21 protein-coding genes are annotated in these 22,336 nt (G+C 51.6%); 16 read left to right on the forward strand and 5 right to left on the reverse strand.

The genetic code is table 11. The features are described 5' to 3' along the window. Positions 1 to 62: 62 nt before the first annotated feature. From rpsF to dnaB, 5 genes are all read left to right on the forward strand, one after another. Positions 63 to 428, forward strand: coding sequence for a 30S ribosomal protein S6 (gene rpsF / locus B9Z32_RS12345; RefSeq protein WP_055360982.1), 366 nt, complete (start codon positions 63 to 65; stop codon positions 426 to 428). A gap of 18 nt (positions 429 to 446) precedes the next feature. After that, positions 447 to 743, forward strand: a complete 297-nt coding sequence (priB, locus tag B9Z32_RS12350) for a primosomal replication protein N (protein ID WP_108421734.1) — start codon at positions 447 to 449, stop codon at positions 741 to 743. Positions 744 to 758: 15 nt separating this feature from the next. Then, complete coding sequence (gene rpsR / locus B9Z32_RS12355; protein WP_055360980.1) at positions 759 to 1,040, forward strand: 30S ribosomal protein S18; 282 nt, start codon at positions 759 to 761, stop codon at positions 1,038 to 1,040. Positions 1,041 to 1,051: 11 nt separating this feature from the next. Continuing rightward, complete coding sequence (rplI, locus tag B9Z32_RS12360) at positions 1,052 to 1,504, forward strand: 50S ribosomal protein L9 (RefSeq protein ID WP_108421735.1); 453 nt, start codon at positions 1,052 to 1,054, stop codon at positions 1,502 to 1,504. A 183-nt stretch (positions 1,505 to 1,687) separates the two neighbouring features. Beyond that, positions 1,688 to 3,121, forward strand: a complete 1,434-nt coding sequence (gene dnaB / locus B9Z32_RS12365) for a replicative DNA helicase (protein WP_108421736.1) — start codon at positions 1,688 to 1,690, stop codon at positions 3,119 to 3,121. Positions 3,122 to 3,206: 85 nt separating this feature from the next. On the opposite strand, the gene B9Z32_RS12370 is transcribed toward dnaB, so the two are convergent. The 3 genes from B9Z32_RS12370 to B9Z32_RS12380 all read right to left on the reverse strand — a co-directional run bounded on the left by B9Z32_RS12370 (position 3,207) and on the right by B9Z32_RS12380 (position 5,993). Then, positions 3,207 to 4,886 carry a PhoH family protein gene (locus B9Z32_RS12370; protein ID WP_108421737.1) on the reverse strand — a complete coding sequence of 560 codons (1,680 nt, stop codon included), beginning with the start codon at positions 4,884 to 4,886 and terminating at the stop codon, positions 3,207 to 3,209. Positions 4,887 to 5,002: 116 nt separating this feature from the next. Then, positions 5,003 to 5,479: a peroxiredoxin gene (locus B9Z32_RS12375; RefSeq protein WP_108421738.1), complete on the reverse strand. Its 477-nt coding sequence runs from the start codon at positions 5,477 to 5,479 to the stop codon at positions 5,003 to 5,005. 139 nt (positions 5,480 to 5,618) lie between these two features. Continuing rightward, positions 5,619 to 5,993, reverse strand: a complete 375-nt coding sequence (locus B9Z32_RS12380; protein ID WP_108421891.1) for an Mth938-like domain-containing protein — start codon at positions 5,991 to 5,993, stop codon at positions 5,619 to 5,621. 80 nt (positions 5,994 to 6,073) lie between these two features. On the opposite strand from B9Z32_RS12380, the gene B9Z32_RS12385 reads away from it, so the two are divergent. Genes B9Z32_RS12385 through B9Z32_RS12410 form a run of 6 tightly spaced genes read left to right on the forward strand, consistent with a single transcriptional unit; the run spans position 6,074 to position 12,111 of the window. Then, a complete protein-coding gene (locus tag B9Z32_RS12385; protein ID WP_108421739.1) occupies positions 6,074 to 7,306 on the forward strand; it encodes a pyridoxal phosphate-dependent aminotransferase in 1,233 nt (410 codons plus the stop codon). An 11-nt stretch (positions 7,307 to 7,317) separates the two neighbouring features. After that, positions 7,318 to 8,640, forward strand: coding sequence for a homoserine dehydrogenase (locus B9Z32_RS12390; protein ID WP_108421740.1), 1,323 nt, complete (start codon positions 7,318 to 7,320; stop codon positions 8,638 to 8,640). After that, positions 8,640 to 10,085 carry a threonine synthase gene (gene thrC, locus B9Z32_RS12395; RefSeq protein WP_108421741.1) on the forward strand — a complete coding sequence of 482 codons (1,446 nt, stop codon included), beginning with the start codon at positions 8,640 to 8,642 and terminating at the stop codon, positions 10,083 to 10,085. Before B9Z32_RS12390 ends, thrC begins: the two co-directional genes overlap by 1 nt. A 5-nt stretch (positions 10,086 to 10,090) precedes the next feature. Next, the gene (glp, locus tag B9Z32_RS12400; protein ID WP_108421742.1) at positions 10,091 to 11,371 is read left to right on the forward strand and encodes a gephyrin-like molybdotransferase Glp; all 1,281 of its coding nucleotides are present in this window, start codon (positions 10,091 to 10,093) and stop codon (positions 11,369 to 11,371) included. Continuing rightward, entirely contained in the window at positions 11,368 to 11,616 is a 249-nt protein-coding gene (locus tag B9Z32_RS12405) for a MoaD/ThiS family protein (protein ID WP_108421743.1), read from the forward strand. The genes glp and B9Z32_RS12405 overlap by 4 nt, the downstream gene beginning before the upstream one ends. Before the next feature lie 3 nt (positions 11,617 to 11,619). Continuing rightward, positions 11,620 to 12,111, forward strand: coding sequence for a molybdenum cofactor biosynthesis protein MoaE (locus tag B9Z32_RS12410; RefSeq protein WP_108421744.1), 492 nt, complete (start codon positions 11,620 to 11,622; stop codon positions 12,109 to 12,111). 14 nt (positions 12,112 to 12,125) lie between these two features. Here the strand turns inward: B9Z32_RS12410 and B9Z32_RS12415 are convergent, their stop codons facing one another. Beyond that, positions 12,126 to 12,677 carry a hypothetical protein gene (locus B9Z32_RS12415; protein ID WP_108421892.1) on the reverse strand — a complete coding sequence of 184 codons (552 nt, stop codon included), beginning with the start codon at positions 12,675 to 12,677 and terminating at the stop codon, positions 12,126 to 12,128. A gap of 102 nt (positions 12,678 to 12,779) precedes the next feature. On the opposite strand from B9Z32_RS12415, the gene clpB reads away from it, so the two are divergent. Both clpB and B9Z32_RS12425 read left to right on the forward strand, forming a co-directional pair. Beyond that, positions 12,780 to 15,380 (forward strand): ATP-dependent chaperone ClpB, encoded by a 2,601-nt coding sequence (gene clpB / locus B9Z32_RS12420; RefSeq protein ID WP_108421745.1) that lies wholly within the window; start codon positions 12,780 to 12,782, stop codon positions 15,378 to 15,380. Between the two features lie 69 nt (positions 15,381 to 15,449). Continuing rightward, a complete protein-coding gene (locus B9Z32_RS12425; protein WP_108421746.1) occupies positions 15,450 to 17,201 on the forward strand; it encodes a thiamine pyrophosphate-binding protein in 1,752 nt (583 codons plus the stop codon). A 63-nt stretch (positions 17,202 to 17,264) separates the two neighbouring features. Here the strand turns inward: B9Z32_RS12425 and B9Z32_RS12430 are convergent, their stop codons facing one another. Next, on the reverse strand, positions 17,265 to 17,717 hold the full coding sequence (locus B9Z32_RS12430) for an SWIB/MDM2 domain-containing protein (protein ID WP_108421747.1): 453 nt from the start codon (positions 17,715 to 17,717) through the stop codon (positions 17,265 to 17,267). A 455-nt stretch (positions 17,718 to 18,172) separates the two neighbouring features. Here B9Z32_RS12430 and aceA point away from each other — a divergent pair, with 455 nt between their 5' ends. The 3 genes from aceA to infC all read left to right on the forward strand — a co-directional run bounded on the left by aceA (position 18,173) and on the right by infC (position 22,209). Continuing rightward, the gene (gene aceA, locus B9Z32_RS12435; RefSeq protein WP_108421893.1) at positions 18,173 to 19,492 is read left to right on the forward strand and encodes an isocitrate lyase; all 1,320 of its coding nucleotides are present in this window, start codon (positions 18,173 to 18,175) and stop codon (positions 19,490 to 19,492) included. 117 nt (positions 19,493 to 19,609) lie between these two features. After that, a complete protein-coding gene (gene thrS / locus B9Z32_RS12440; protein WP_108421894.1) occupies positions 19,610 to 21,529 on the forward strand; it encodes a threonine--tRNA ligase in 1,920 nt (639 codons plus the stop codon). Positions 21,530 to 21,612: 83 nt separating this feature from the next. Then, positions 21,613 to 22,209 (forward strand): translation initiation factor IF-3, encoded by a 597-nt coding sequence (gene infC, locus B9Z32_RS12445; protein ID WP_090128906.1) that lies wholly within the window; start codon positions 21,613 to 21,615, stop codon positions 22,207 to 22,209. Positions 22,210 to 22,336: the final 127 nt, after the last annotated feature.

The following is a 22,336-nucleotide window of genomic DNA, read 5'->3' on the forward strand; positions in this document are numbered from 1 at the left end:
CGTCCGACGCTGGGGGTAGCTTTTTTCAATACCTCAAAGGTAAAAACCCAAAAGGAGTTTCAATGCGTCATTACGAAATCATTTTGCTGATTCATCCGGATCAGAGCGAACAAGTTCCAGCCATGCTGGAGCGTTACAAAGGCATGATTGTTGCCGGCGGTGGAAAAATTCACCGTGTCGAAGACTGGGGTCGCCGCCAGTTGGCCTACCAAATTAACAAGTTGGGCAAAGCCCACTACTTGTGCGTGAACATTGAAGCTGATCAGGCTGTGATGGCCGAACTCGAACACGCCTTCAAGTTCAACGATGCCGTTTTGCGCCACATGACTGTTCTCAAGAAGAAAGCCGAAACAGGCCCATCTTCCATGATGAAACAAGTCGAGCGCGAAGAAGCTCGCAAAGCCCAACAAGCCGAGTTTGCAGGCTAATCACATTCGTTAACAGGAGTGACGGAACAAAACCACCTTGAATTAACCGCTGGTATCGCAGAGCAAAAAGCAATTCGATACACACCGGCTGGATTACCAGTCATTGACTTGGTCCTAGAGCACAGCTCTAGCATGCAAGAAGCGGGAGTTCTCAGACAGGTCAAAGCCACAGTGAAAGCTGTTGCCATCGGATCTGTTGCAGAGCGAATTCAAACCCAGCCCATTGGCAGCGTTTGGAAATTCAGCGGGTTTTTGGCCACACCCAAAAACGGAAAAAATGTGATTCTGCATATTCAAGAATTCAAGACACTTTAATTTTCAGGAGGCCCCATGGCCACTTTCAAAAAATTCAACAAAGACAAGCGCCCCAAGCGCAACACCCAGTCATTGCTGTTCAAGCGCAAGCGTTTCTGCCGCTTCACAGTCACAGGCGTGGAAGAGATTGATTACAAAGACGTCGACACATTGCGCGACTTCATCGCCGAAAACGGCAAAATCATTCCCGCTCGTTTGACAGGCACACGCGCCATTTATCAGCGCCAATTGAACACAGCCATCAAGCGCGCTCGCTTCTTGGCCATGTTGCCTTACAGCGACCAGCACAAAGTTTAAGGAGAACAACCATGCAAATCATTCTGCTCGATAAGGTTGTGAACCTTGGCAATTTGGGTGAAATCGTTAAAGTGAAAGACGGTTACGCTCGCAACTTCTTGATCCCCAGCGGTCGTGCACGTCGCGCCACTGAAGCCAACAAAGCCGAGTTTGAAGCACGCCGTGCTGAACTCGAAAAAGCCGCTGCTGCCAAATTGGCCGAAGCGCAAGCTCAAGGTGAAAAACTGGCTGGCGCAGTGGTCAAGATCACTCAGAAAGCTGGCGTTGATGGCCGTTTGTTCGGTTCCGTCACCAACCACGACATTGCGGAAGAGTTGAACAAGTCAGGCTACGCCTTGGCTAAGTCACAAATTCGCATGCCCAACGGTCCTATCAAAATGGTGAGCGAATCTTCCGTGGCTGTGGCTTTGCACACAGACGTGGTGGTTGAAGTAACTGTTTCTGTCTACGGCGAAACAGCTTAATTTCAAGCTCTCCCCCAAAGCCGCCTGTCGCATGAAGTTTGCGACAAGCGGCTTTTTAGTTTCTGGCCCCTTATTTGGTTTATGCACAAGAATTGATGCACTTACCAAGGACTTATCCACAGGCTTGTCCAATGACCAAATGGCCTGTCATGCGTAAGATCGGGGTCTACACATTGAATGTCCATGTCAGCACTTTTTTCGCCCCAATCTCTCTCTGAATCCGATCTTGGATTTAGCGCCGTTAGTCAAGATCAACAAATTGCGCAGCTGCGCGTCCCGCCGCACTCCATTGAGGCTGAGTCGAGTGTGTTGGGAGGTTTGTTGCTTGACAATTCGGCCTGGGATCGAATGGGCGACTTGCTCATTGACAACGATTTTTATCGACACGAACACAAGCTGATCTTCGGAGCCATTGCGGCTTTGATCAATGGGTCAAAGCCTGCAGATGTGATCACGGTCTACGAGCATTTGCAAAACCAAGGCAAATCCGAAGGCATGGGTGGCTTGGCTTATTTGAACTCCTTGGCCCAGTACGTGCCCAGCGCCAGCAACATTCGCCGTTATGCTGAAATTGTGCGAGAGCGATCAATTCTGCGCAAGTTGGTCACGGCCAGCGACGAAATTGCCACTAACGCATTCAGCCCACAAGGCCGCGCCGTCGAAAAAATCTTAGACGAGGCTGAACAAAAAATCTTCAACATCGGTGAAGAAGGCTCGCGCATGAAGCAGGGCTTTCAGTCGATGGACACCTTGGTGGTCGATCTCATGGACCGCGTGCAAGAGATGGCCGACAACCCCAATGACATCACGGGTGTGCCCACCGGTTTCTACGATCTAGACCGCATGACCTCAGGCTTGCAGGCCGGTGACTTGGTGGTGATCGCTGCGCGACCTTCCATGGGTAAGACGGCCTTTGCCATCAACATTGCCGAACACGTGGCGCTCAATGAAGGATTGCCAGTGGCTGTGTTTTCCATGGAGATGGGGGCTGCTCAATTGGCCGTTCGTGTGGTGGGCTCCATTGGCCGAATTGACCAGGGCCACTTGCGCACGGGCAAGCTTTCCGATGAAGAATGGCCACGCCTCACAGACGCCATTGAAAGACTTCGAACGGTGTCATTGCACATCGATGAAACACCGGGTCTGACGACCAGTGAACTGCGTGCCAACGCGCGCCGTTTGGCTCGCAAGTGTGGCAAGTTGGGTTTGATTGTGGTTGACTATTTGCAACTCATGAGCGGCTCATCAGGCTCTGATGGCGACAACCGGGCCACTGAGTTGGGCGAAATATCTCGGGGCCTCAAAATGTTGGCCAAAGAGTTGCAATGTCCAGTCATTGCTTTGTCTCAGCTCAATCGCGGTGTTGAACAAAGAACCGACAAGCGCCCCATGATGAGCGACTTGCGAGAGTCGGGTGCCATTGAGCAAGACGCCGACATCATCATGTTCATTTACCGTGATGACTATTACAACAAAGACTCCAAAGACCCAGGCGTGGCCGAGATCATCATTGGCAAGCAGCGCAATGGCCCCACGGGCGCCGTTCGCTTAACCTTCTTGAAACCACTCACTCGCTTTGAGAGCTTGGCATCGGGCAGCGACAGCGGCGACTATTGAAGTCCATCAGGGGGCGCCGCCCGCTTATCGAACGCTTATCGAACGCTTATCGCCCCCTTATCGCCCCCTTATCGCCCGCTGAGAATCAAAGCACCTCGCTGGCAAAGTCTGCCAGACGCGATCTCTCTCCGCGCGCCAGGGTGATGTGGCCACCATGTGCCCAGCCTTTGAAGCGATCAACGGCGTAAGTCAGGCCCGAAGAGCCTTCGGTGAGGTAGGGCGTATCGATTTGCGCCAAGTTGCCCATGCAAATGATCTTGGTGCCAGGGCCAGCACGTGTGATCAAGGTTTTCATCTGTTTGGGCGTTAGGTTTTGAGCTTCATCGATGATCACGTATTTGTTCATGAAGGTTCGACCCCGCATGAAGTTCATACTTTTGATTTTGATGCGGCTGCGAATCAACTCGGTGGTGGCCGCACGGCCCCATTCTCCCGCATTGCCACCATCGCCTTTGGCCAAAAACTCTAGGTTGTCGTCCAATGCGCCCATCCAAGGACCCATCTTTTCTTCTTCGGTGCCTGGCAGAAAACCAATGTCTTCGCCCACACTCACTGTGGCGCGGGTCATGATGATTTCGGTATAGCGGCGGTCGTCTAGTACTTGGGTGAGTCCTGCCGCCAAGGCCATGAGAGTCTTGCCAGTACCAGCAGTACCTGCCAAGGTGACAAAGTCAATTTCTGGGTCGGTCAGCATGTTCATGGCAAAGTTTTGTTCGCGATTGCGAGTGGTCACACCCCACACTGCATTTTTGGCATGACCAAAATCTTTGAGTGTTTTCAATACGGCTGTTTTGCCTCTGATCTCTGTCACGCGTGCATACAAGCTTGGTTCGCCAGGTGCTTCTAGGAACACAAACTGATTGATTAGCAAACTTGGGACCAAGGGACCGCTAAAACGGTAGAAGGTGTAGCTGCCTTGTTGCCAACTTTCAATGGCTTTCCCATGGCGATTCCAGAAGTCTGAAGGCAAAGCCAGGGCACCTGAGTACATCAGGTCGCCATCTTCCAGAACTTTGTCGTTTTGATAGTCTTCTGCAGCCATGCCCAAAGCCCTGGCTTTGACGCGCATGTTGATGTCTTTGGACACCAGCACCACCTCACGCGGTGCGTGCAGTTTGCCCAAGGCTTGCACCACGCCCAAAATTTGGTTGTCGGCTTTGCCTTGCGGCAAGCTCATGGGCAAGCTGACATCCATGATTTGGGTTTGGAAGAACAGCTTGCCGCTGGCTTCAATGTGGCCTGTGCCGCTGAGGGGCAGGCCCTTTTGCATGTCAGATTCAGGGGCAGCTGCTAAGGCATCGAGCGAGCGGCTGGTTTGTCTGGCATTTCGAGCCACCTCTGTCATGCCCTTTTTGTGACTGTCTAACTCTTCCAAAACAATCATGGGCAAGTAGATGTCGTGTTCTTCAAATTGGAACAGACACATGGGGTCGTGCATCAAGACGTTGGTGTCTAGCACAAACAATTTGGTGGGACCGTTGTGCTTTTTAACAGGCTTTGGTTTTTTAGCGATGACAGGCAAAGCCACACGAGTGTCCTTGCTGGCCACTGGGCTGTCGGTAGAGATGTGGGTGGGCGTTGCCACGGGCTCGTTGTCAGTCAAATAGCCAGACTGCTCAGCAGCTGATTTCTTGGTGTTTGTTTTTTTAGCTGGCGCTTGAGGCCGAGCTGAAGTTAGGGGTGGTGTTGAAGTTTTTTCAGAGCGGGGGATGTTTTTGTTGGCAAGCAAAGAAGCGCGCTGTGTTGGTGCGGGGGGCAGTGGCATAAATCAAGGCCTCAGTAGAAAAAATAAAATCGATATCGCAAAGAAAAAGCCGCCTTGAGACCGAGGCGGCTTTGTTTAAATAGGCAATGGGGCTGTTATTCAGCGGCATGTCGCCATTATGCGGCTTTTTTCAGTGCCTTGACGGCTTTTAAAACATCTTCAACGTGACCTGGTACTTTCAAACCACGCCATTCTTCTTTGACCAAGCCATCGGGGCCAATCAGGAAGGTGCTGCGCTCTATGCCTTTGACTTTTTTGCCATACATGATTTTGTTCTTGACCACGCCAAACATATGGCACATTTTTTCTTCGGTATCGGCAATGAGTTCAAAAGGAAGTTCAAGTTTGGCCTTGAAATCGTCATGTGACTTCATATTGTCACGAGAGACGCCAAAAACAGTGGCACCGGCTTTGGCAAAGTCTTTGTATTTGTCGCGAAACTGCATGGCCTCAGTGGTGCAACCAGGTGTATTGTCCTTCGGGTAGAAGTACAAAATCATGATTTTGCCGTTGTGAGATGTGTTTGAAACCTTGAGTCCGCCCGTTGCGTTTGCTTCAAATTCAGGGAGGGGTTTGTTAACAACAATCGCCATAGAACTAATCTCACGTATCAGAAATGAACCGCATGACCGACCAATCTCGGAAGGAGACCCGTCTGGCGGCAATTGGGTATTTTATCCTGAAACCTGCCGGGTTTCTCCATTGGCGTTAAATCAGTTATGTCAGTTGGGCTCAGTCTTGGTGAGGAATTAGGGCCAAAACCACATGGCGGCCTTCACCCGCCAGCACATTGAAGGTACGGCAGGCGGCGCCGTTGTCCATGGTTTCCACTCCGATTCGCTTGTGAATCAAGCCCTGAATGAGTTTGGGGGATGGAAATCGGATGCGTTTACCACTGCCAAAAAGGACCAGTTCGGGGCCGAAGGGCAGAAGTTCGTCAAAAGAGGCTTGGGAGAGGTTTTCGAAGCTGTCGGCAGACCATTTTTGGGGTCCTTGAACCGAGCATAAAAGCAAGGGGCAGATTTGGGATATTCCGTTGACGACCACGCCTTCATCGCTGTAACTTTGAATGGCGTAAGCGTTGCTGGCATCGGGATGGAGTTTCATGCGTTGGTGTTTCTTAAAAATGGCCAGTTCTGTGGTCAAATTATAGGTTTTCCCAAGCGACAACACCCCTCGGAGGGATTTTGAAAACTATCCAAAAATCAGCCAAGCTCGCCAACGTTTGTTATGACATTCGCGGCCCCATCATGGACCGTGCCAGACAAATGGAGGAAGAGGGTCACAAAATCATCAAGCTCAACATCGGCAATTTGGCCGTGTTTGGCTTCGATGCGCCCGAGGAAATTCAACAAGACATGATCCGTAACCTGCCCAATTCGGCTGGTTATTCAGACAGCAAGGGCATTTTTGGTGCTCGCAAAGCGGTGATGCATGAAACGCAAAAACAGGGCATCAAGGGCGTTACCTTAGAGGATATTTATTTGGGCAATGGCGCCAGCGAATTGATCGTGATGGCCACCAATGCCTTGTTAGACAATGGCAATGAGCTGTTGGTGCCAGCCCCCGATTACCCCCTGTGGACGGCAGCGGCCAGTTTGTCGGGCGCAATGCCAGTGCACTATTTGTGCGACGAATCTAAGGGCTGGACGCCAAATTTGGCCGACATTCAAGCCAAAATCACGCCGCAGACCAAGGGCATTGTGGTCATCAATCCCAACAACCCCACTGGCGCTTTGTACAGCGACGACATTCTGCGAGGCATCATTGACATTGCCAGAAAACACAGCTTGGTCATTTTTGCAGATGAGGTCTACGACAAAGTTTTGTACGACGGTGTCAAGCACACGCCCATTGCCAGCTTGAGTCAAGACGTTTTGACACTCACTTTCAACTCATTGTCCAAAAGTTACCGCTCCTGCGGCTATCGTGCAGGTTGGATGATTGTCAGTGGCGACAAGCGTCCAGCGAAAGATTACATTGAAGGCTTGAACATGTTGTCCAACATGCGCCTTTGTGCCAATGTTCCTGGCCAGTGGGCTATTCAAACAGCGCTGGGTGGACACCAAAGCATCAACGAATTGGTCAATGAAGGCGGCCGATTGCGCAAACAGCGAGATCTGGCCTACGAACTCATCAACGCCATTCCAGGCGTGACATGTGTCAAGCCTGTCGCGGCCCTTTACATGTTCCCAAGGCTAGATCCTAAGGTGTACCCCATCGAAGATGACCAACAATTCTTCCTTGAAATGTTGCAAGACACCAAAGTGATGTTGGTCCAAGGAACAGGCTTCAATTGGACGGCACCTGATCACTTCAGAATTGTGTTCTTGCCCCATCTGGACGATTTGCGTGAGGCCATTGGTCGGATGGCAAAGTTTTTAGAAAAAGCGCGACAGCGCTTTGGTACAGCGGTCTAAGTGAGAAAAAAATGAAACCGATTCAAGTTGGCCTGTTAGGCATGGGTACTGTGGGCAGTGGCACCTTCAATGTATTGCGCCGCAATCAAGAAGAAATCCAACGACGCGCTGGCCGTGGCATTGAAATCACCATGGTGGCCGATTTGGATGTGGCCAAAGCGCAAGCTTTGGTGGGGCCCCATATCAAAGTGGTGAGTGATGCGCGGCAAATCATTGCCAATCCCGAAATTGACATTGTGGTTGAGCTCATTGGTGGTTACGGCATTGCCAAAAGCTTGGTCATGGAGGCCATTGCAGCAGGCAAGCATGTGGTTACTGCCAACAAGGCTTTGTTGGCTGTTCATGGCACCGAAATTTTTGCAGCGGCCCATGCCAAAGGCGTGATGGTGGCCTTTGAAGCTGCAGTGGCTGGTGGCATTCCAATCATCAAAGCATTGCGGGAAGGCTTAACAGCCAACCGAATTCAATGGGTGGCTGGCATCATCAATGGCACCACCAATTTCATTCTGTCCGAAATGCGCGACAAAGGTTTGGACTTTGATGTGGTCCTCAAAGAAGCTCAGCGCTTGGGTTATGCAGAGACCGATCCCACCTTCGACATTGAAGGCGTAGATGCTGCACACAAGGCCACACTCATGAGCGCCTTGGCCTTTGGAATTCCCGTTCAGTTTGACAAGGCCTACATTGAAGGCATTACCAAATTGGGTGCTGCCGACATCAAATACGCTGAGCAGTTGGGCTATCGCATCAAATTGCTCGGCATCACAAAGCGCACTGAAGCGGGCGTTGAGCTTCGCGTTCACCCCAGCCTGGTACCCACGCAGCGTTTGATTGCCAACGTTGAAGGTGCCATGAATGCTGTGATGGTGCAAGGCGATGCGGTGGGCACCACGCTTTATTACGGCAAGGGCGCAGGCTCTGAGCCAACAGCCAGTGCTGTGGTTGCCGATTTGGTGGACATCACGCGCTTGCACACAGCTGATCCTTTAAACCGGGTGCCTCATTTGGCCTTCCAACCCGACGCCATGAGCAGCTTGAAAATCTTGCCCATGACCGATGTTGTGACCAGCTACTACCTGCGCCTGAGGGTGGCCGATGAGGCTGGCGTGCTGGCCAAACTCACAGGCTTGTTGGCAGAGGCCAACATCAGCATTGATGCTGTTTTGCAGCGTGAAGCCGACCAGGTAAGCCAAGCAGGTGAGAACCAAACAGATGTGATCATCCTCACGCACGACACGCGTGAAGGCACAATGAACGACGTGCTGGCGCAAATGCAAGCCTTGCCCACCGTGATGGCACCCATCACCAAAATTCGCAAAGAAGAGCTGAACTGATGCGCTACTTGTCCACCCGCGGTCATCCTGATCGCAAAAGGTTTTGCGAAATTTTGCTAGAAGGCTTGGCGCCAGATGGTGGCTTGTACTTGCCCGAAACCTATCCGCAGATATCACCCGCGCAGCTGGGCAATTTGCGCCAAGTTTTCAAAACCCAGGGCTATGCGGCATTGGCTTACGAAGTTTTGTCTTTGTACATCGATGACATTCCTTCCAGCGATTTGCGTGCCTTGTGCCAGAAAACATACACCGAAGCCGTCTTTGGCACGCCCGAAATTGTGCCCATCAAGCCCATTCAAACCAAGGCAGCAATGGGCGCTCAGGTTTACTTGGAAGCGCTTTCCAATGGCCCTACCTTGGCCTTCAAAGACATGGCCATGCAGTTGCTTGGCAATCTGTTTGAGTATGAGCTAACGCGTCGCAACGAAGAGCTCAACATTTTGGGCGCCACCTCAGGCGACACGGGCAGCGCCGCTGAATACGCCATGCGTGGCAAAAAAGGGGTGAGGGTTTTCATGACCAGCCCTGAGGGCCGCATGAGTCCTTTTCAGCAAGCTCAAATGTTCAGCCTGCTCGATGCCAACATTCACAACATTGCCATTCAAGGCGTGTTCGATGACTGTCAAGACATTGTGAAGGCCGTGAGCAACGATTTGGAATTCAAGCGCAAATACAAAATTGGCACTGTCAACTCCATCAACTGGGCCCGTTTGCTGGCGCAAGTGGTGTACTACTTTGCAGGCTACTTTCAAGCCACACAAGACAACACTCAAAAAGTCAGCTTCAGTGTGCCAAGCGGCAACTTTGGCAATGTGTGCGCCGGTCATGTGGCTCGCATGATGGGCTTGCCCATTGCCCATCTTGTGGTGGCCACCAACGAAAATGACGTGCTCGATGAGTTCTTTAAGACAGGTGTTTACCGCGTTCGCGGAACGGCCGATACTCACGAAACATCCAGCCCGTCCATGGACATCTCCAAGGCCAGCAACTTTGAACGGTTTGTGTTCGACCTGTTGCAGCGTGATGCAGCGCGAGTGAAAAATTTATTTCACGATCAACTGAATCAAACGGGCCAATTCAATTTGGGACAAGACCCCTTGTTTGCGAAAGCCAAATCCCAGTTTGGTTTCTTAAGCGGCAAGAGCACCCATGCCGATCGCTTGAAAACCATTCAGGAAGTTTTTGCGACCAATCAAATCATGATTGACACGCACACTGCAGATGGCCTGAAAGTGGCCGTGCCATTGGCTCAAGACCACGTACCCATGTTGGTGCTGGAGACGGCTTTGCCCATCAAGTTTGCAGCTACTTTGGTGGAGGCCTTGGGCCGTGAACCCAATCGTCCGGCCAAGTTCGAAGGCATTGAAGCCTTGCCCAAGCGGGTGACGCTCATGCCCAAATCGGTTGATGCCGTCAAGGCGTTCATCGTGCAGCATTGCGATTGAGTCCTATGACAATTGACAAGGCCATCAAGCGACCCCCACTCATGTCTTTAGACGAAGCCTTGAGCTTGGTCTTGAAAGATATGAAACCCTTGGTTCAAACCGATTGGGTCAATACCTTTGACGCCGATGGCCGTGTTTTGGCTCAAGACCTGGTGTCGCAGTTGCAAGTGCCGCCGCAAGACAATTCTTCTATGGACGGCTATGCACTGCGCATTGAAGATATCTCTCAATTCGGCTCGCGCTTAAGGGTGACACAAAGAATTCCTGCCGGCCACCATGGTCATGCCTTAGGGCAGGGGGAGGCTGCGCGAATTTTCACGGGGGCGCCTATTCCAGCAGGGGCCAATTCAGTGGTTATGCAAGAAGATACGACGGCCATCGAGGCTTCCAACTCTTCAGCCAACTTGCCAGAAGTTTTGATCAACACTCTGCCTCTAGAAGGCCAGTGGATTCGCCGCAGCGGTGAAGATGTCACCAAGGGTGCGGTGGTGCTGGCCAAGGGCACAAGGCTCGATCCGGCAGCTTTGGGTTTGGCGGCCAGCATTGGCGCTGACAAACTAGAAGTAACGAGAAAACCTCGCGTTGCCTTGTTTTCCACGGGCGATGAATTGGTCATGCCTGGCGATGTTTTGCCTGAAAACATGCGACCTGGCGCAATTTACAACTCAAACCGATTTTTCTTGCGTGCCTTGTTGGTGCGAGCAGGTTGCGAAGTCACAGACTTGGGCATCGTGCCAGACAAATTTGACGCCACATTGAAGGTGCTCCGTGATGCTGCGGCCAACCACGATTTGGTTCTGACCAGCGGCGGTGTTTCCGTGGGTGAAGAAGACCATGTGAAGCCTGCGGTAGAGGCGCTTGGCGGTTTGAACTTGTGGCAAATTTCAATGAAGCCAGGCAAGCCGTTTGCATTTGGCTTTCTGAATTCTCAGGTTTCAAATCATTCGGCTTTTTTCATGGGATTGCCCGGCAATCCTGTGTCCAGTTTTGTCACTTACCAACTCTTGGTCAGACCATTCTTGTTGGCCCTCCAAGGTGAGAGCTCATCTCAATCAGAGCCTCTTCAAATGAGAGCAGACTTCGATTTGCCCAAGCCCGACAAACGCAGAGAATTTTTGCGAGTGAAGCGAAATGCGCAGGGCGGTTTGGATTTGTTCCCCAATCAAAGCTCTGGCGTTTTGACTTCGGTGGTATGGGGCGATGGTGTGGTTGACAACCCTGGATCCAAGCCCATTCAGTCTGGCGACTGGGTACGCTTCTATCCTTTTTCTGAGTGGTTGCAATGAAAATCACGGTCCGTTACTTTGCGTCGCTGCGAGAGGCCATTGGCCAATCGCAAGAAGACCTGCACACATTGGCAAGTCATGCCGGCGAAGTGCGCGATGAGTTGCTAGCCCGAGGTGGTGCCTATGCCTGCTTGGGCCGCGATCGTTCTGTTCGATTGGCCCTCAATCAGGTCATGGTTGAAGAAGATGCGCTGCTTCAAGAGAATGCAGAGTTGGCCTTTTTTCCTCCCGTCACGGGCGGCTAAGTCATGACCGCGCGTGTTGTCATCCAAACCGAAGACTTCAGTGTCTCCAAGGTCTTGGATCAGTTGCGTGCTGGCGATTTGCGAGTTGGCGCCATTTGCAGTTTTGTAGGCACGGTGCGAGATACCCGTTTGCTGTCGGGCAACGCTGCCGATGAAATTGTTTCTATGGCACTTGAGCACTATCCCGGCATGACGGAGTCGGCCATTGAGGCCATGATTGATGAGGCGCATCAACGCTTTGATTTTTATCAAGCCCATGTCATTCACCGTGTGGGTGAATTGAAACCTTCCGATCAAATCGTTTTGGTAGCAGTCTCGTCTGCGCACCGAGGCGAAAGCTTCAAGGCCTGTGAATTTCTAATGGATTACCTCAAAACACAGGCGCCATTTTGGAAAAAAGAAGCCACACCGGAAGGTGCCAAATGGGTTGACGCCCGTGTGAGTGACGATGAAGCACTGTCGCGCTGGGGTATTCAATCGCGCAATCGCGGCTGAGTCTGAAAATTCTTTCAGTGCCTGTAGGTGGGGCGTTCAGATTGAGGCATTTCAACTTGCTCAGGGCGCTGTGAAAAATCGGGTTGCTGCCACTGCGCCTTTTTCAATGATTGCTCAATCAGATGCAACAAACCATGCAGCAATGCAGCCTGTAAATTGAATTCACAAGAAGAACCACTGGCACTGTCGCCGCTTTTGTCTTGAAACAATAGATTCAGGCTGCCGCTGTTGTGCAAATTGAGTTGCACATCGGTGACCAACATGGGGGTTTCGCCAAGAGGCAGCTTGCTATTTTCGGAAACAAACGGGGTGGAAAAATCAGCCTTGGCTAGAAAGTTTTCACGCTTCAAGTCGGCCAACATTTGCTGGGCTGTGGTGTCTGTGGCCATCACTTGAGGATCGCGAGCTTCTAAGCGAACCACAGAGGCTTGCAGGTGTGGCAACAACCTCAAGGTCATGGCGCGAGTGAGCCAAAGCCTGAATTCTTGCTTGTCCTGGTTGCTAACCCGAAGCGACAAGCGGTCTTGTCGTTCATCGTATTGGACTGACATTTGGTGAATGTTCATTTGTGTCATTTTAGGGCCAGAGACGCTTTGTCAGACTCAATTGACTGCTGCTCTTGAAAAAAAGCCAGATCGACCCCATGTCCTGATCAATAGGAGATTCAGATGCGAATTGACAAACTCACCACGAAGTTTCAAGAAGCGCTGGGCGATGCTCAGACCTTGGCCTTAGGCAAAGACCACGCTTACATCGATCCTGCCCACGTGTTGCTGGCCATGTTGCAGCAGCAAGACGGCCCGAAGGCGCTGCTGCAAAGGGCTGGCGTCAACATGACCTCTTTGATGACCGCTGCCAATGCAGCAGTTGAGCGTTTGCCACAGGTTACAGGGCAAGAACAAGTTCAGGTGGGTCCCGAATTGGTCAAGTTGATGCAGGCCGCTGAAAAGGAGTCTCTTAAACGAGGCGACACTTTCATTGCCAGTGAACTTTTTTTGTTGGCCTTGGCCGATGGCAAGTCTGAGTTGTCTCGAACCGTCAAAGCGGCGGGCCTGAGTCGTCAAAGTCTAGAAACAGCCGTGAATGCTGTTCGAGGCGGGCAAAACGTGAACAGCGCTGAATCTGAGGGGCAGCGCGAGTCTCTTAAAAAATACTGCTTAGACCTCACCGAACGGGCGCGCATGGGCAAGCTCGACCCCGTCATTGGTCGAGATGATGAAATTCGACGCGCCATTCAGGTTTTGCAACGGCGGACCAAGAACAACCCGGTCCTCATTGGTGAGCCTGGCGTGGGCAAGACGGCCATTGTTGAAGGCCTGGCTCAGCGCATTGTGGCTGGAGAGGTGCCCGATTCATTGAAGGGCAAGCGGGTCTTGTCACTGGACATGGCTTCCTTGCTTGCCGGTGCCAAGTTTCGAGGTGAATTTGAAGAGCGTCTCAAGTCTGTGCTCAGTGAATTGGCCAAAGACGAAGGTCAGACCATTGTGTTCATTGATGAACTGCACACCATGGTGGGCGCAGGCAAAGCCGAAGGTGCCATGGATGCGGGAAACATGCTGAAACCCGCTTTGGCACGGGGTGAGTTGCATTGCGTTGGCGCCACCACCTTAGATGAATACCGCAAATACATTGAAAAAGATGCCGCCCTTGAGCGTCGTTTTCAAAAGATTTTGGTGGGCGAACCCAGTGTCGAAGCCACCATTGCCATCTTGCGCGGATTGCAAGAAAAATATGAAATTCACCATGGCGTTGACATCACCGACCCCGCCATTGTGGCCGCGGCTGAGCTCAGTCACCGGTACATCACCGATCGGTTTTTGCCCGACAAAGCCATTGATTTGATTGACGAGGCAGCTTCCAAAATCAAAATTGAAATTGACTCCAAGCCAGAGGTGATTGACAAGCTCGACAGACGTTTGATTCAACTCCAAATTGAACGCGAGGCAGTAAAAAAAGAAACCGATGAAGCTTCGCAAAAACGTTTGAGCCTGATTGAAGAAGAAATCGTCAGCTTGAAAAAAGAAGCCGCCGATTTGGAAGAAATTTGGAAGACTGAAAAAGCGCAAGCTCAGGGCAGTCAAAACGTGCGCGAGAAGATCGACCACCTGCGCCAACAAATTGAAGAACTGACTCGCAAAGGCGATTTCAACAAAGTGGCTGAGTTGCAATACGGTAAGTTGCCAGAGCTTGAAAAACTTTTGAAAGAAACTCAGGCCAACGAACTCAACCCAGCCGCAGGCTCTGCGCCGCGTTTGCTCCGCACCCAAGTGGGTGCCGAAGAAATTGCCGAAGTGGTCAGCCGTGCCACCGGTATTCCAGTGTCCAAAATGATGCAAGGTGAACGCGAAAAACTGCTTCAAATGGAAGTTAAATTGCACGAGCGGGTGGTGGGCCAAGATGAAGCCATTGCCGCTGTGTCGCATGCCATTCGCCGCTCGCGTTCTGGGTTGTCAGACCCCCAAAGGCCAACAGGTTCGTTTTTATTTCTCGGCCCCACTGGCGTGGGTAAAACGGAGTTGTGCAAAGCACTTGCGGGTTTCTTGTTCGACAGCGAAGACCACCTCATTCGCATCGACATGAGTGAGTTCATGGAAAAGCATTCGGTGGCTCGCTTAATTGGTGCGCCCCCGGGCTATGTGGGTTATGAAGAGGGCGGTTACTTGACCGAGGCTGTTCGCCGCAAGCCTTATTCCGTGTTGCTTTTGGATGAGGTTGAGAAAGCCCATCCCGATGTTTTCAATGTGCTCTTGCAGGTGTTGGACGATGGCCGCCTCACCGACGGCCAAGGCCGCACGGTGGACTTCAAAAATACCGTGATTGTGATGACCTCCAACATCGGCTCGCACCTGATACAAGCCATGGTGGGTGCGCCCAATGAGGACATCAAAGACGCGGTTTGGGGAGAGCTCAAGAACCACTTTCGGCCCGAATTTTTAAACCGAATTGACGAAACGGTGGTGTTCCACAGTTTGGATGCCAAGCACATTGAGTCGATTGCCAAAATTCAATTGAAAATTTTGGAAGCTCGTTTGGCCAAGATGGATCTGCACTTAGAGGTGTCAGCCTCCGCTTTGGCCGAGTTGGCCAAGGTGGGTTTTGATCCTGTCTTTGGTGCCCGGCCCCTCAAGCGCGCCGTTCAGCAGAGAATCGAAAACCCGTTGTCAAAGATGTTGTTAGAGGGCAAGTTTTTGCCCAAATCGATCATTCCGGTCGATGTCGACCCTGTCAAGGAGCCGGGCGTCTTTAAATTCGATCGGGTTATGAACTAAAGACGCACGTACAAGCTGACTCTCATGGCGCTTTGAAAGTATCATGCGGCCTTCACTCCAAGAGGCTGTATGAGCAATCAAAACGTCAATCACAATGAAGTTGTCAAACCTACCCAAATGGGCGGCCACCTTTTGGTCGAGTGCCTCATTGCTCAGGGCGTCACCCATGCGTTTGGGGTCCCCGGCGAAAGCTACTTGGCGGTCTTGGATGGTTTTCACAAGTATCAAGATCAAATTCAATTTGTCACTTGCCGGCAAGAGGGCGGAGCAGCGTTCATGGCCGACGCCCAAGGCCGCTTAACGGGCCGCCCTGGCGTTTGTTTTGTCACACGAGGGCCAGGTGCCACCAACGCCTCGATTGGCGTTCATACGGCGTTTCAAGACTCAACCCCCATGGTTTTGTTTGTGGGTGATGTGGCCTCAGACACCCGCGACCGAGAAGCCTTTCAAGAAGTCGACTTTTGCGCCTTCTTTGGCCCTAGCACCAAGGGCATGGCCAAACGCGTTGAAAGAATTGACGATGCCAAGCGCATTCCCGAGTATGTTGCGCGTGCATTTGCCACTGCCATGAATGGGCGTCCGGGTCCTGTGGTGCTGGTTTTGCCAGAGGACATGCTGACCCACGAAGTGGCCTGCAGGCCTTTGCCGAAATTGGAGCCAGTTGAGGCATGGAGCGATCCGGGCAGCTTGCGCCAGCTTCGTGAGATGTTGCTGTCTGCGCAAAAGCCATTTGTGATTGCAGGTGGCGGAGCTTGGACCACTCAGTCTGCCCAAGCCCTTCAAAGGTTTGCCGAGAATTGGCAGTTGCCGGTTGGCAATGCTTTTCGCTTTCAAGACACCTTTGACAATTTCCACCCCCTTTATGCGGGTGACGTCGGCATTGGCATCAATCCCAAACTTGCTCAGCGCATTAAAGAAAGCGACTTGATCATTGCCATTGGACCGCGCTTGGGAGAGATGACCACCAGTGGCTATACCTTGCTTGAAGTTCCCAAGCCCAAGCAAAAGCTGGTGCATATCCATGCCAGCGCAGAAGAGCTCAACCGGGTGTACCACGCCGATTTGGCGATTTGCGCCACCATGAATGCAGCTGCCAGAAGTTTGGAAGTCTTGACGGCGCCCCCAAGCGTGCCTTGGACCGATTGGGCGCAGCAAGCCAATGCCGACTACGTGGCCAATACACAAGCGCAGGCGCTTGCTGGCTTGCCAACCGACTCTGCCAACGGTCTTGTCAACATGCCTGAAGTGGTGGTCGCCTTGCAACGTCATTTGCCGGCAGATGCCGTGCTCACCAACGGCGCGGGAAATTTCGCCAGTTGGGTTCACCGTTATTACAAACACCATGGCTTGAGCAAGGGTTACAAAACACAATTGGCGCCCACCGTGGGTGCCATGGGCTACGGTGTACCTGCAGGCGTTGCCGCTTCAGTGCTCACGGGGCGGGTGGCGTTTACCATTGCAGGCGATGGTGATTTTCTGATGAATGGGCAGGAATTGGCCACGGCTACGCAGCATGGTGCCAAATCAATTGTGGTGCTTCTGAACAATGGCATGTATGGCACGATCAGAATGCATCAGGAAAGAGACTTTCCAACTCACAACATGGGCTCCAACTTGAACAACCCTCACTTTGCCAACCTGGCCAAAGCCTACGGCTACGAGGGCATTCGAATTTCAAAAACGGAAGAGTTCGAACCTGCCTTGATTGCAGCATTGGCGCGCAATCAAGGCACCTTGATTGAGATCATGCTTGACCCAGAAGTTATCACCACACGAGGTACTTTGTCAGCCATCACTCAGAATGCTTTGAAGAACAAGTGAGTTGCTGAGAGCGCATGAAAAAAGCCGGTCTAAGCCGGCTTTTTTCGTTGGAAAAGCACTGAATTACTTCAGGTGCTTGCCAATCAAGCCAGCCAATTCGAACATGGTGACTTGTGCTTTGCCAAACACTGCTTTGAGTTTGTCATCAGCGTTAATGTTGCGCTTGTTGACTTTGTCTTGCAGGCCGTGCTTCTTGATGTAGACCCACAGCTTGCTCACGACTTCTGTGCGTGGCAGTGGAGCTGCACCCACCACAGCAGCCAATGCGGCGCTAGGTGTCAAAGCCTTCATGAAAGCAGCATTTGGGGTGCGCTTTTTAGCGGGGGCTTTTTTTGCTGCTGGCTTTTTAGCTGGAGCAGCTTTCTTGGCTGGAGCAGCTTTTTTAGCTGGAGCAGCTTTTTTAGCTGGAGCAGCCTTCTTAGCAGGAGCAGCTTTTTTAGCTGCGGGTTTCTTGGCGGGTGCTGCCTTCTTTGCAGGAGCAGCTTTTTTTGCCGGGGTCTTTTTTGCAGTTGCCATTTTTAAAATTCCTTAAGTCGGAAGTTGGTTCGCAGCCGGAAACTTATTTATCCGGCTGAGCGCATGCTACTGGAGAAACACGCTGTTTCCAAGGGGAGAAGAAGATTTTTTCCCCTTGTTGTTGTAGATATCCCTCTAGTGGCGAATTCAAATTTGACAGACACGTGCGCTTGCCGTTTTGAAACTTTGCTGTTGGCGGTGAATGAAGTTGAAATTTAATTTCACTATGCGGAAATTAGCTTTGTTGCATTGCATCAATTTTTCTCAATATGAGAGATGAAATTTCTCAATGAGAAATATTGTTTGTAACTATATGATTTATATATTAAAAATATTTGTCTTATATAAGACATAAGTATTTTTGTAGTCTTCTATAAGACTTAGAATTTCCATCAGTGCCAATGATTTCATGGAGTCATTTGGCCTCAACCTCAACCACACTGAAGGAAATTGCAATGCCACAAAATATCGTTGAACAACTGAGCCGAGAACAACAAATTGCCGCTCTTGAAAAAGATTGGGCCACCAACCCCCGTTGGAAGGGCATCAAGCGAGGCTATTCCGCTGCAGACGTCGTGCGCCTGCGCGGCTCATTTCCCATTGAGCACACACTGGCCCGCCGCGGTGCAGAAAAGCTCTGGGACTTGCTTCACACCGAAGACTATGTCAATTGTTTGGGCGCGCTCACAGGTGGGCAAGCCATGCAACAAGTGAAGGCTGGCATCAAGGCCATTTATTTGTCTGGCTGGCAAGTGGCTGCCGACAACAACTCCTACGCGTCAATGTATCCCGACCAATCTTTGTATCCCGTCGACTCTGTGCCCAAGGTTGTCGAGCGCATCAACAACAGCTTCCGCCGTGCTGACGAAATTCAATGGTCCAAAGGCACCAACCCTGGCGATAAAGATTACACAGATTACTTCGCGCCCATCGTGGCCGACGCTGAGGCCGGTTTCGGTGGCGTGTTGAATGCCTTCGAATTGATGAAGGCCATGATTGGCGCCGGCGCTGGCGGTGTTCACTTTGAAGACCAATTGGCTTCCGTTAAAAAGTGCGGCCACATGGGCGGCAAAGTGCTTGTGCCAACCATTGAGGCATGCCAAAAACTGATCGCAGCCCGCATGGCTGCTGACGTTTGCGGTGTTCCCACTTTGGTCATTGCACGCACCGATGCAGAAGCGGCTGACTTGCTCACCAGCGATTACGACGAAAACGACAAGCCTTTCCTCACAGGCGAGCGCACTGCAGAAGGTTTTTATAAAACCAAGAAAGGCATGGAGCAAGCCATCAGCCGCGCAGTGGCCTATGCCGAATACGCCGATTTGGTTTGGTGTGAAACGGGTACCCCTGATTTGGAATTTGCTCGCAAATTTGCAGAAGCAGTTCACAAGAAACACCCCGGTAAATTGTTGGCCTACAACTGCTCACCCTCTTTCAACTGGAAGAAAAACCTCGACGATGCCACCATCGCCAAATTCCAAAAAGAACTCGGCGCCATGGGCTACAAATACCAGTTCATCACATTGGCTGGCATTCACTCCATGTGGTACAACATGTTCGACTTGGCGCAAGCCTACGTTCAGCGCGGCATGTCTGCCTATGTGGAAAAGGTGCAAGAGCCCGAATTCGCAGCGCGCGATCGCGGCTACTCTTTCGTCTCGCACCAACAAGAAGTGGGTACCGGTTATTTCGACGAAGTGACCACCGTCATTCAAGGTGGCCGCTCAAGCGTGACGGCTTTGACCGGCTCTACCGAAGAAGAACAGTTCCACTGATCGAAAAACACCTCAGGCACAGCGTAAAATCTGGCCTGAGCGTTTGAAGACGCGGCCAATGCCGCGTTTTTCATGTCTGGCGCCTTTAGGGCGCCTTCCTTTTTTTCTAGTTCGAACATGGTTCAGATCACACTTCCAGACGGTTCTTTGCGTGAGTTTCCCGGTCCCGTGACTGTGGCAGAGGTTGCCGCCTCCATTGGCGCGGGCTTGGCCAAAGCTGCTTTGGCTGGCAAGGTAGACGGAAAAGTGGTGGACACGAGTTTCACCATGGCAAGCAATGCCCAACTGGCCATCATCACTGCCAAAGACGCAGACGGCTTGGAAGTGGTGCGTCACTCAACGGCCCACTTGCTGGCCTATGCCGTGAAGGATTTGTACCCTGATGCGCAGGTCACCATTGGCCCCGTTATCGAAAACGGTTTCTATTACGATTTCTCCTACAGCCGTCCGTTCACGCTGGACGATTTGGCGGCCATTGAAAAACGCATGACCGAATTGGCCAACAAAGACGAGCCTGTGGTTCGTCGCGTCTTGCCACGTGATGAAGCTGTCACGTACTTCAAAGGCCTGGGTGAACACTACAAAGCCGAAATCATTGGCAGCATTCCTTCCAACGAAGATGTGAGTTTGTACAAAGAGGGCGCATTTGAAGATTTGTGCCGCGGGCCCCACGTCCCTAGCACTGGCAAGCTCAAACATTTCAAACTCATGAAAGTGGCCGGTGCTTACTGGCGGGGCGACAGTAAAAACGAAATGTTGCAACGCATTTACGGCACTGCATGGACCAGCAAAGACGATTTGCAAAACTACCTCACCCAATTGGAAGAAGCAGAAAAACGCGACCACCGCAAGTTAGGCCGTGAACTCGATCTGTTTCACATTGATGAGCACGCGCCTGGCTTGGTGTTCTGGCATCCCAAGGGATGGTCGGTTTGGCAAAAGGTTGAGCAGTACATGCGTGCTGTCTACCAAGACAACGGTTACCAAGAAGTCAAGGGCCCGCAAATCATTGACAAATCTTTGTGGGAGAAAACAGGTCACTGGGACAAGTACCGTGACAACATGTTCACCACCGAGTCTGAAAAGCGCGACTACGCTTTGAAGCCCATGAACTGCCCAGGCCACATCTTGATTTTCAAGCAAGGCATGAAGAGCTACCGCGATTTGCCATTGCGTTATGGTGAGTTTGGTCAATGCCACCGCAACGAGCCTACAGGCGGCTTGCACGGCATCATGCGTGTGCGCGGCTTTACCCAAGACGATGGCCACATCTTTTGTACCGAAGATCAAATCTTGGCTGAAAGCGTTAACTTCACCACGCTCTTGCAAAAGGTTTACAAAGATTTTGGCTTTACCGACATCATTTACAAAGTGGCCACTCGACCTGCGCAGCGCATTGGCTCCGATGAAATTTGGGACAAAGCTGAGCATGCGCTCATGGAAAGCCTTCGTGCCTCGAACTGCGATTTTGAAATTGCCCCGGGTGACGGCGCTTTTTATGGCCCCAAAATCGAATACACCCTTAAAGACGCCATTGGCCGCCAGTGGCAGTGCGGCACCATTCAGGTCGACTTCTCTATGGCTGAGCGCTTAGATGCTGAGTATGTGGGCGAGGATGGCAACCGTCATCGCCCCGTCATGTTGCACCGCGCCATCGTGGGCAGCATGGAGCGTTTCATTGGAATTTTGATAGAACAACACGCCGGCGCCCTACCAGTTTGGCTGGCCCCAATCCAGGTGGTGGTGTGCAACATTACCGATGCGCAGGGCGATTACTGTCGTGAAATTGCCCAAAAAATGCAAAAACTGGCGGGAAATCAAGGCCTTAGGGTCGATTTAGACCTCCGAAACGAGAAAATCACGTATAAAATACGCGAGCATTCATTGCAGAAGCCGCCTTACATCCTTGTCGCTGGCGACAAAGAAAAGGCTGCGGGTACTGTCGCAGTCCGCGCCCGAGGTAACAAAGACCTCGGTGTGATGTCTGTTGATGCGTTCATAGAACTCATCCAATCAGACATCCACTCTAAAGTTTGAAGGTATTTTCCGATTGCTTTAGCTTGACGCTTGCTCGTCGGTTTGGGCTGCCTTGTGCAGTTTTTTATTAAAGGATTTGAACCATCGCTACCACCGAATTTCGTGACCGCCGTCAGCGCGAAGAGCGTAAGCATCGCCTGAACCGTGAAATCACTTTCCCTGAGGTCCGTTTGTCCGGACCCGAGAACGAACCCCTCGGAATCGTTTCTTTGGCAGATGCATTGCGCATGGCAGGAGAGTTGGATGTTGACTTGGTTGAAATTGCAGCCACAGCCACACCCCCGGTTTGTCGTTTGATGGACTACGGCAAGTTCAAATACCAAGAACAAAAACGTGCTGCTGAAGCCAAAGCCAAGCAGACGGTCATTGAGATCAAGGAAATCAAATTCCGACCCGGTACCGATGACGGTGACTACAACATCAAGATGCGCAACATCCGCCGCTTTTTGGCCGATGGTGACAAGTGCAAAGTGACCCTGCGTTTTCGCGGTCGCGAAATTACCCACCAAGAGTTGGGCATGGCACTGTTGCAGCGTATTCGCGATGACTTGGGCGATCTGATTGTGGTTGAGCAGTTTCCAAAGTTGGAAGGCCGCCAAATGATCATGATGATTGCACCAGGGCGCAAAAAACCGGCTGGTAAATCAGCCAACGAAGCCGCTCCGGCAGCTTCAGAGTGAGTTTGAAGAGTTCCTTCGGGAGCTCTAAAAAATGAGGTTTGAAAAAACCTCGCACAGTCAAACACGAAAGTGAATGGCTGATTAAAAGTGGCTCGGGGCCAACAAGGCTGCAAGGAGTTTGCAGACG

Origin of the sequence: Limnohabitans sp. MMS-10A-178 (genome assembly GCF_003063375.1) — a bacterium.
Classification (GTDB): Bacteria; Pseudomonadota; Gammaproteobacteria; order Burkholderiales; family Burkholderiaceae_C; genus Limnohabitans_A.

Excerpts from the sequence above, each read along its gene's own strand:
- B9Z32_RS12405 (WP_108421743.1), top strand. The coding sequence starts at position 11,368 with ATGAAAATCACGGTCCGTTACTTTGCGTCGCTGCGAGAGGCCATTGGC.
- rpsF (WP_055360982.1), top strand. The coding sequence starts at position 63 with ATGCGTCATTACGAAATCATTTTGCTGATTCATCCGGATCAGAGCGAA.
- B9Z32_RS12430 (WP_108421747.1), bottom strand. The coding sequence starts at position 17,717 with ATGGCAACTGCAAAAAAGACCCCGGCAAAAAAAGCTGCTCCTGCAAAG.
- B9Z32_RS12425 (WP_108421746.1), top strand. The coding sequence starts at position 15,450 with ATGAGCAATCAAAACGTCAATCACAATGAAGTTGTCAAACCTACCCAA.
- glp (WP_108421742.1), top strand. The coding sequence starts at position 10,091 with ATGACAATTGACAAGGCCATCAAGCGACCCCCACTCATGTCTTTAGAC.
- thrS (WP_108421894.1), top strand. The coding sequence starts at position 19,610 with ATGGTTCAGATCACACTTCCAGACGGTTCTTTGCGTGAGTTTCCCGGT.
- rpsR (WP_055360980.1), top strand. The coding sequence starts at position 759 with ATGGCCACTTTCAAAAAATTCAACAAAGACAAGCGCCCCAAGCGCAAC.
- B9Z32_RS12370 (WP_108421737.1), bottom strand. The coding sequence starts at position 4,886 with ATGCCACTGCCCCCCGCACCAACACAGCGCGCTTCTTTGCTTGCCAAC.
- B9Z32_RS12410 (WP_108421744.1), top strand. The coding sequence starts at position 11,620 with ATGACCGCGCGTGTTGTCATCCAAACCGAAGACTTCAGTGTCTCCAAG.
- B9Z32_RS12375 (WP_108421738.1), bottom strand. The coding sequence starts at position 5,479 with ATGGCGATTGTTGTTAACAAACCCCTCCCTGAATTTGAAGCAAACGCA.
- aceA (WP_108421893.1), top strand. The coding sequence starts at position 18,173 with ATGCCACAAAATATCGTTGAACAACTGAGCCGAGAACAACAAATTGCC.
- thrC (WP_108421741.1), top strand. The coding sequence starts at position 8,640 with ATGCGCTACTTGTCCACCCGCGGTCATCCTGATCGCAAAAGGTTTTGC.
- B9Z32_RS12390 (WP_108421740.1), top strand. The coding sequence starts at position 7,318 with ATGAAACCGATTCAAGTTGGCCTGTTAGGCATGGGTACTGTGGGCAGT.
- B9Z32_RS12415 (WP_108421892.1), bottom strand. The coding sequence starts at position 12,677 with ATGAACATTCACCAAATGTCAGTCCAATACGATGAACGACAAGACCGC.
- dnaB (WP_108421736.1), top strand. The coding sequence starts at position 1,688 with ATGTCAGCACTTTTTTCGCCCCAATCTCTCTCTGAATCCGATCTTGGA.
- clpB (WP_108421745.1), top strand. The coding sequence starts at position 12,780 with ATGCGAATTGACAAACTCACCACGAAGTTTCAAGAAGCGCTGGGCGAT.
- B9Z32_RS12380 (WP_108421891.1), bottom strand. The coding sequence starts at position 5,993 with ATGAAACTCCATCCCGATGCCAGCAACGCTTACGCCATTCAAAGTTAC.
- rplI (WP_108421735.1), top strand. The coding sequence starts at position 1,052 with ATGCAAATCATTCTGCTCGATAAGGTTGTGAACCTTGGCAATTTGGGT.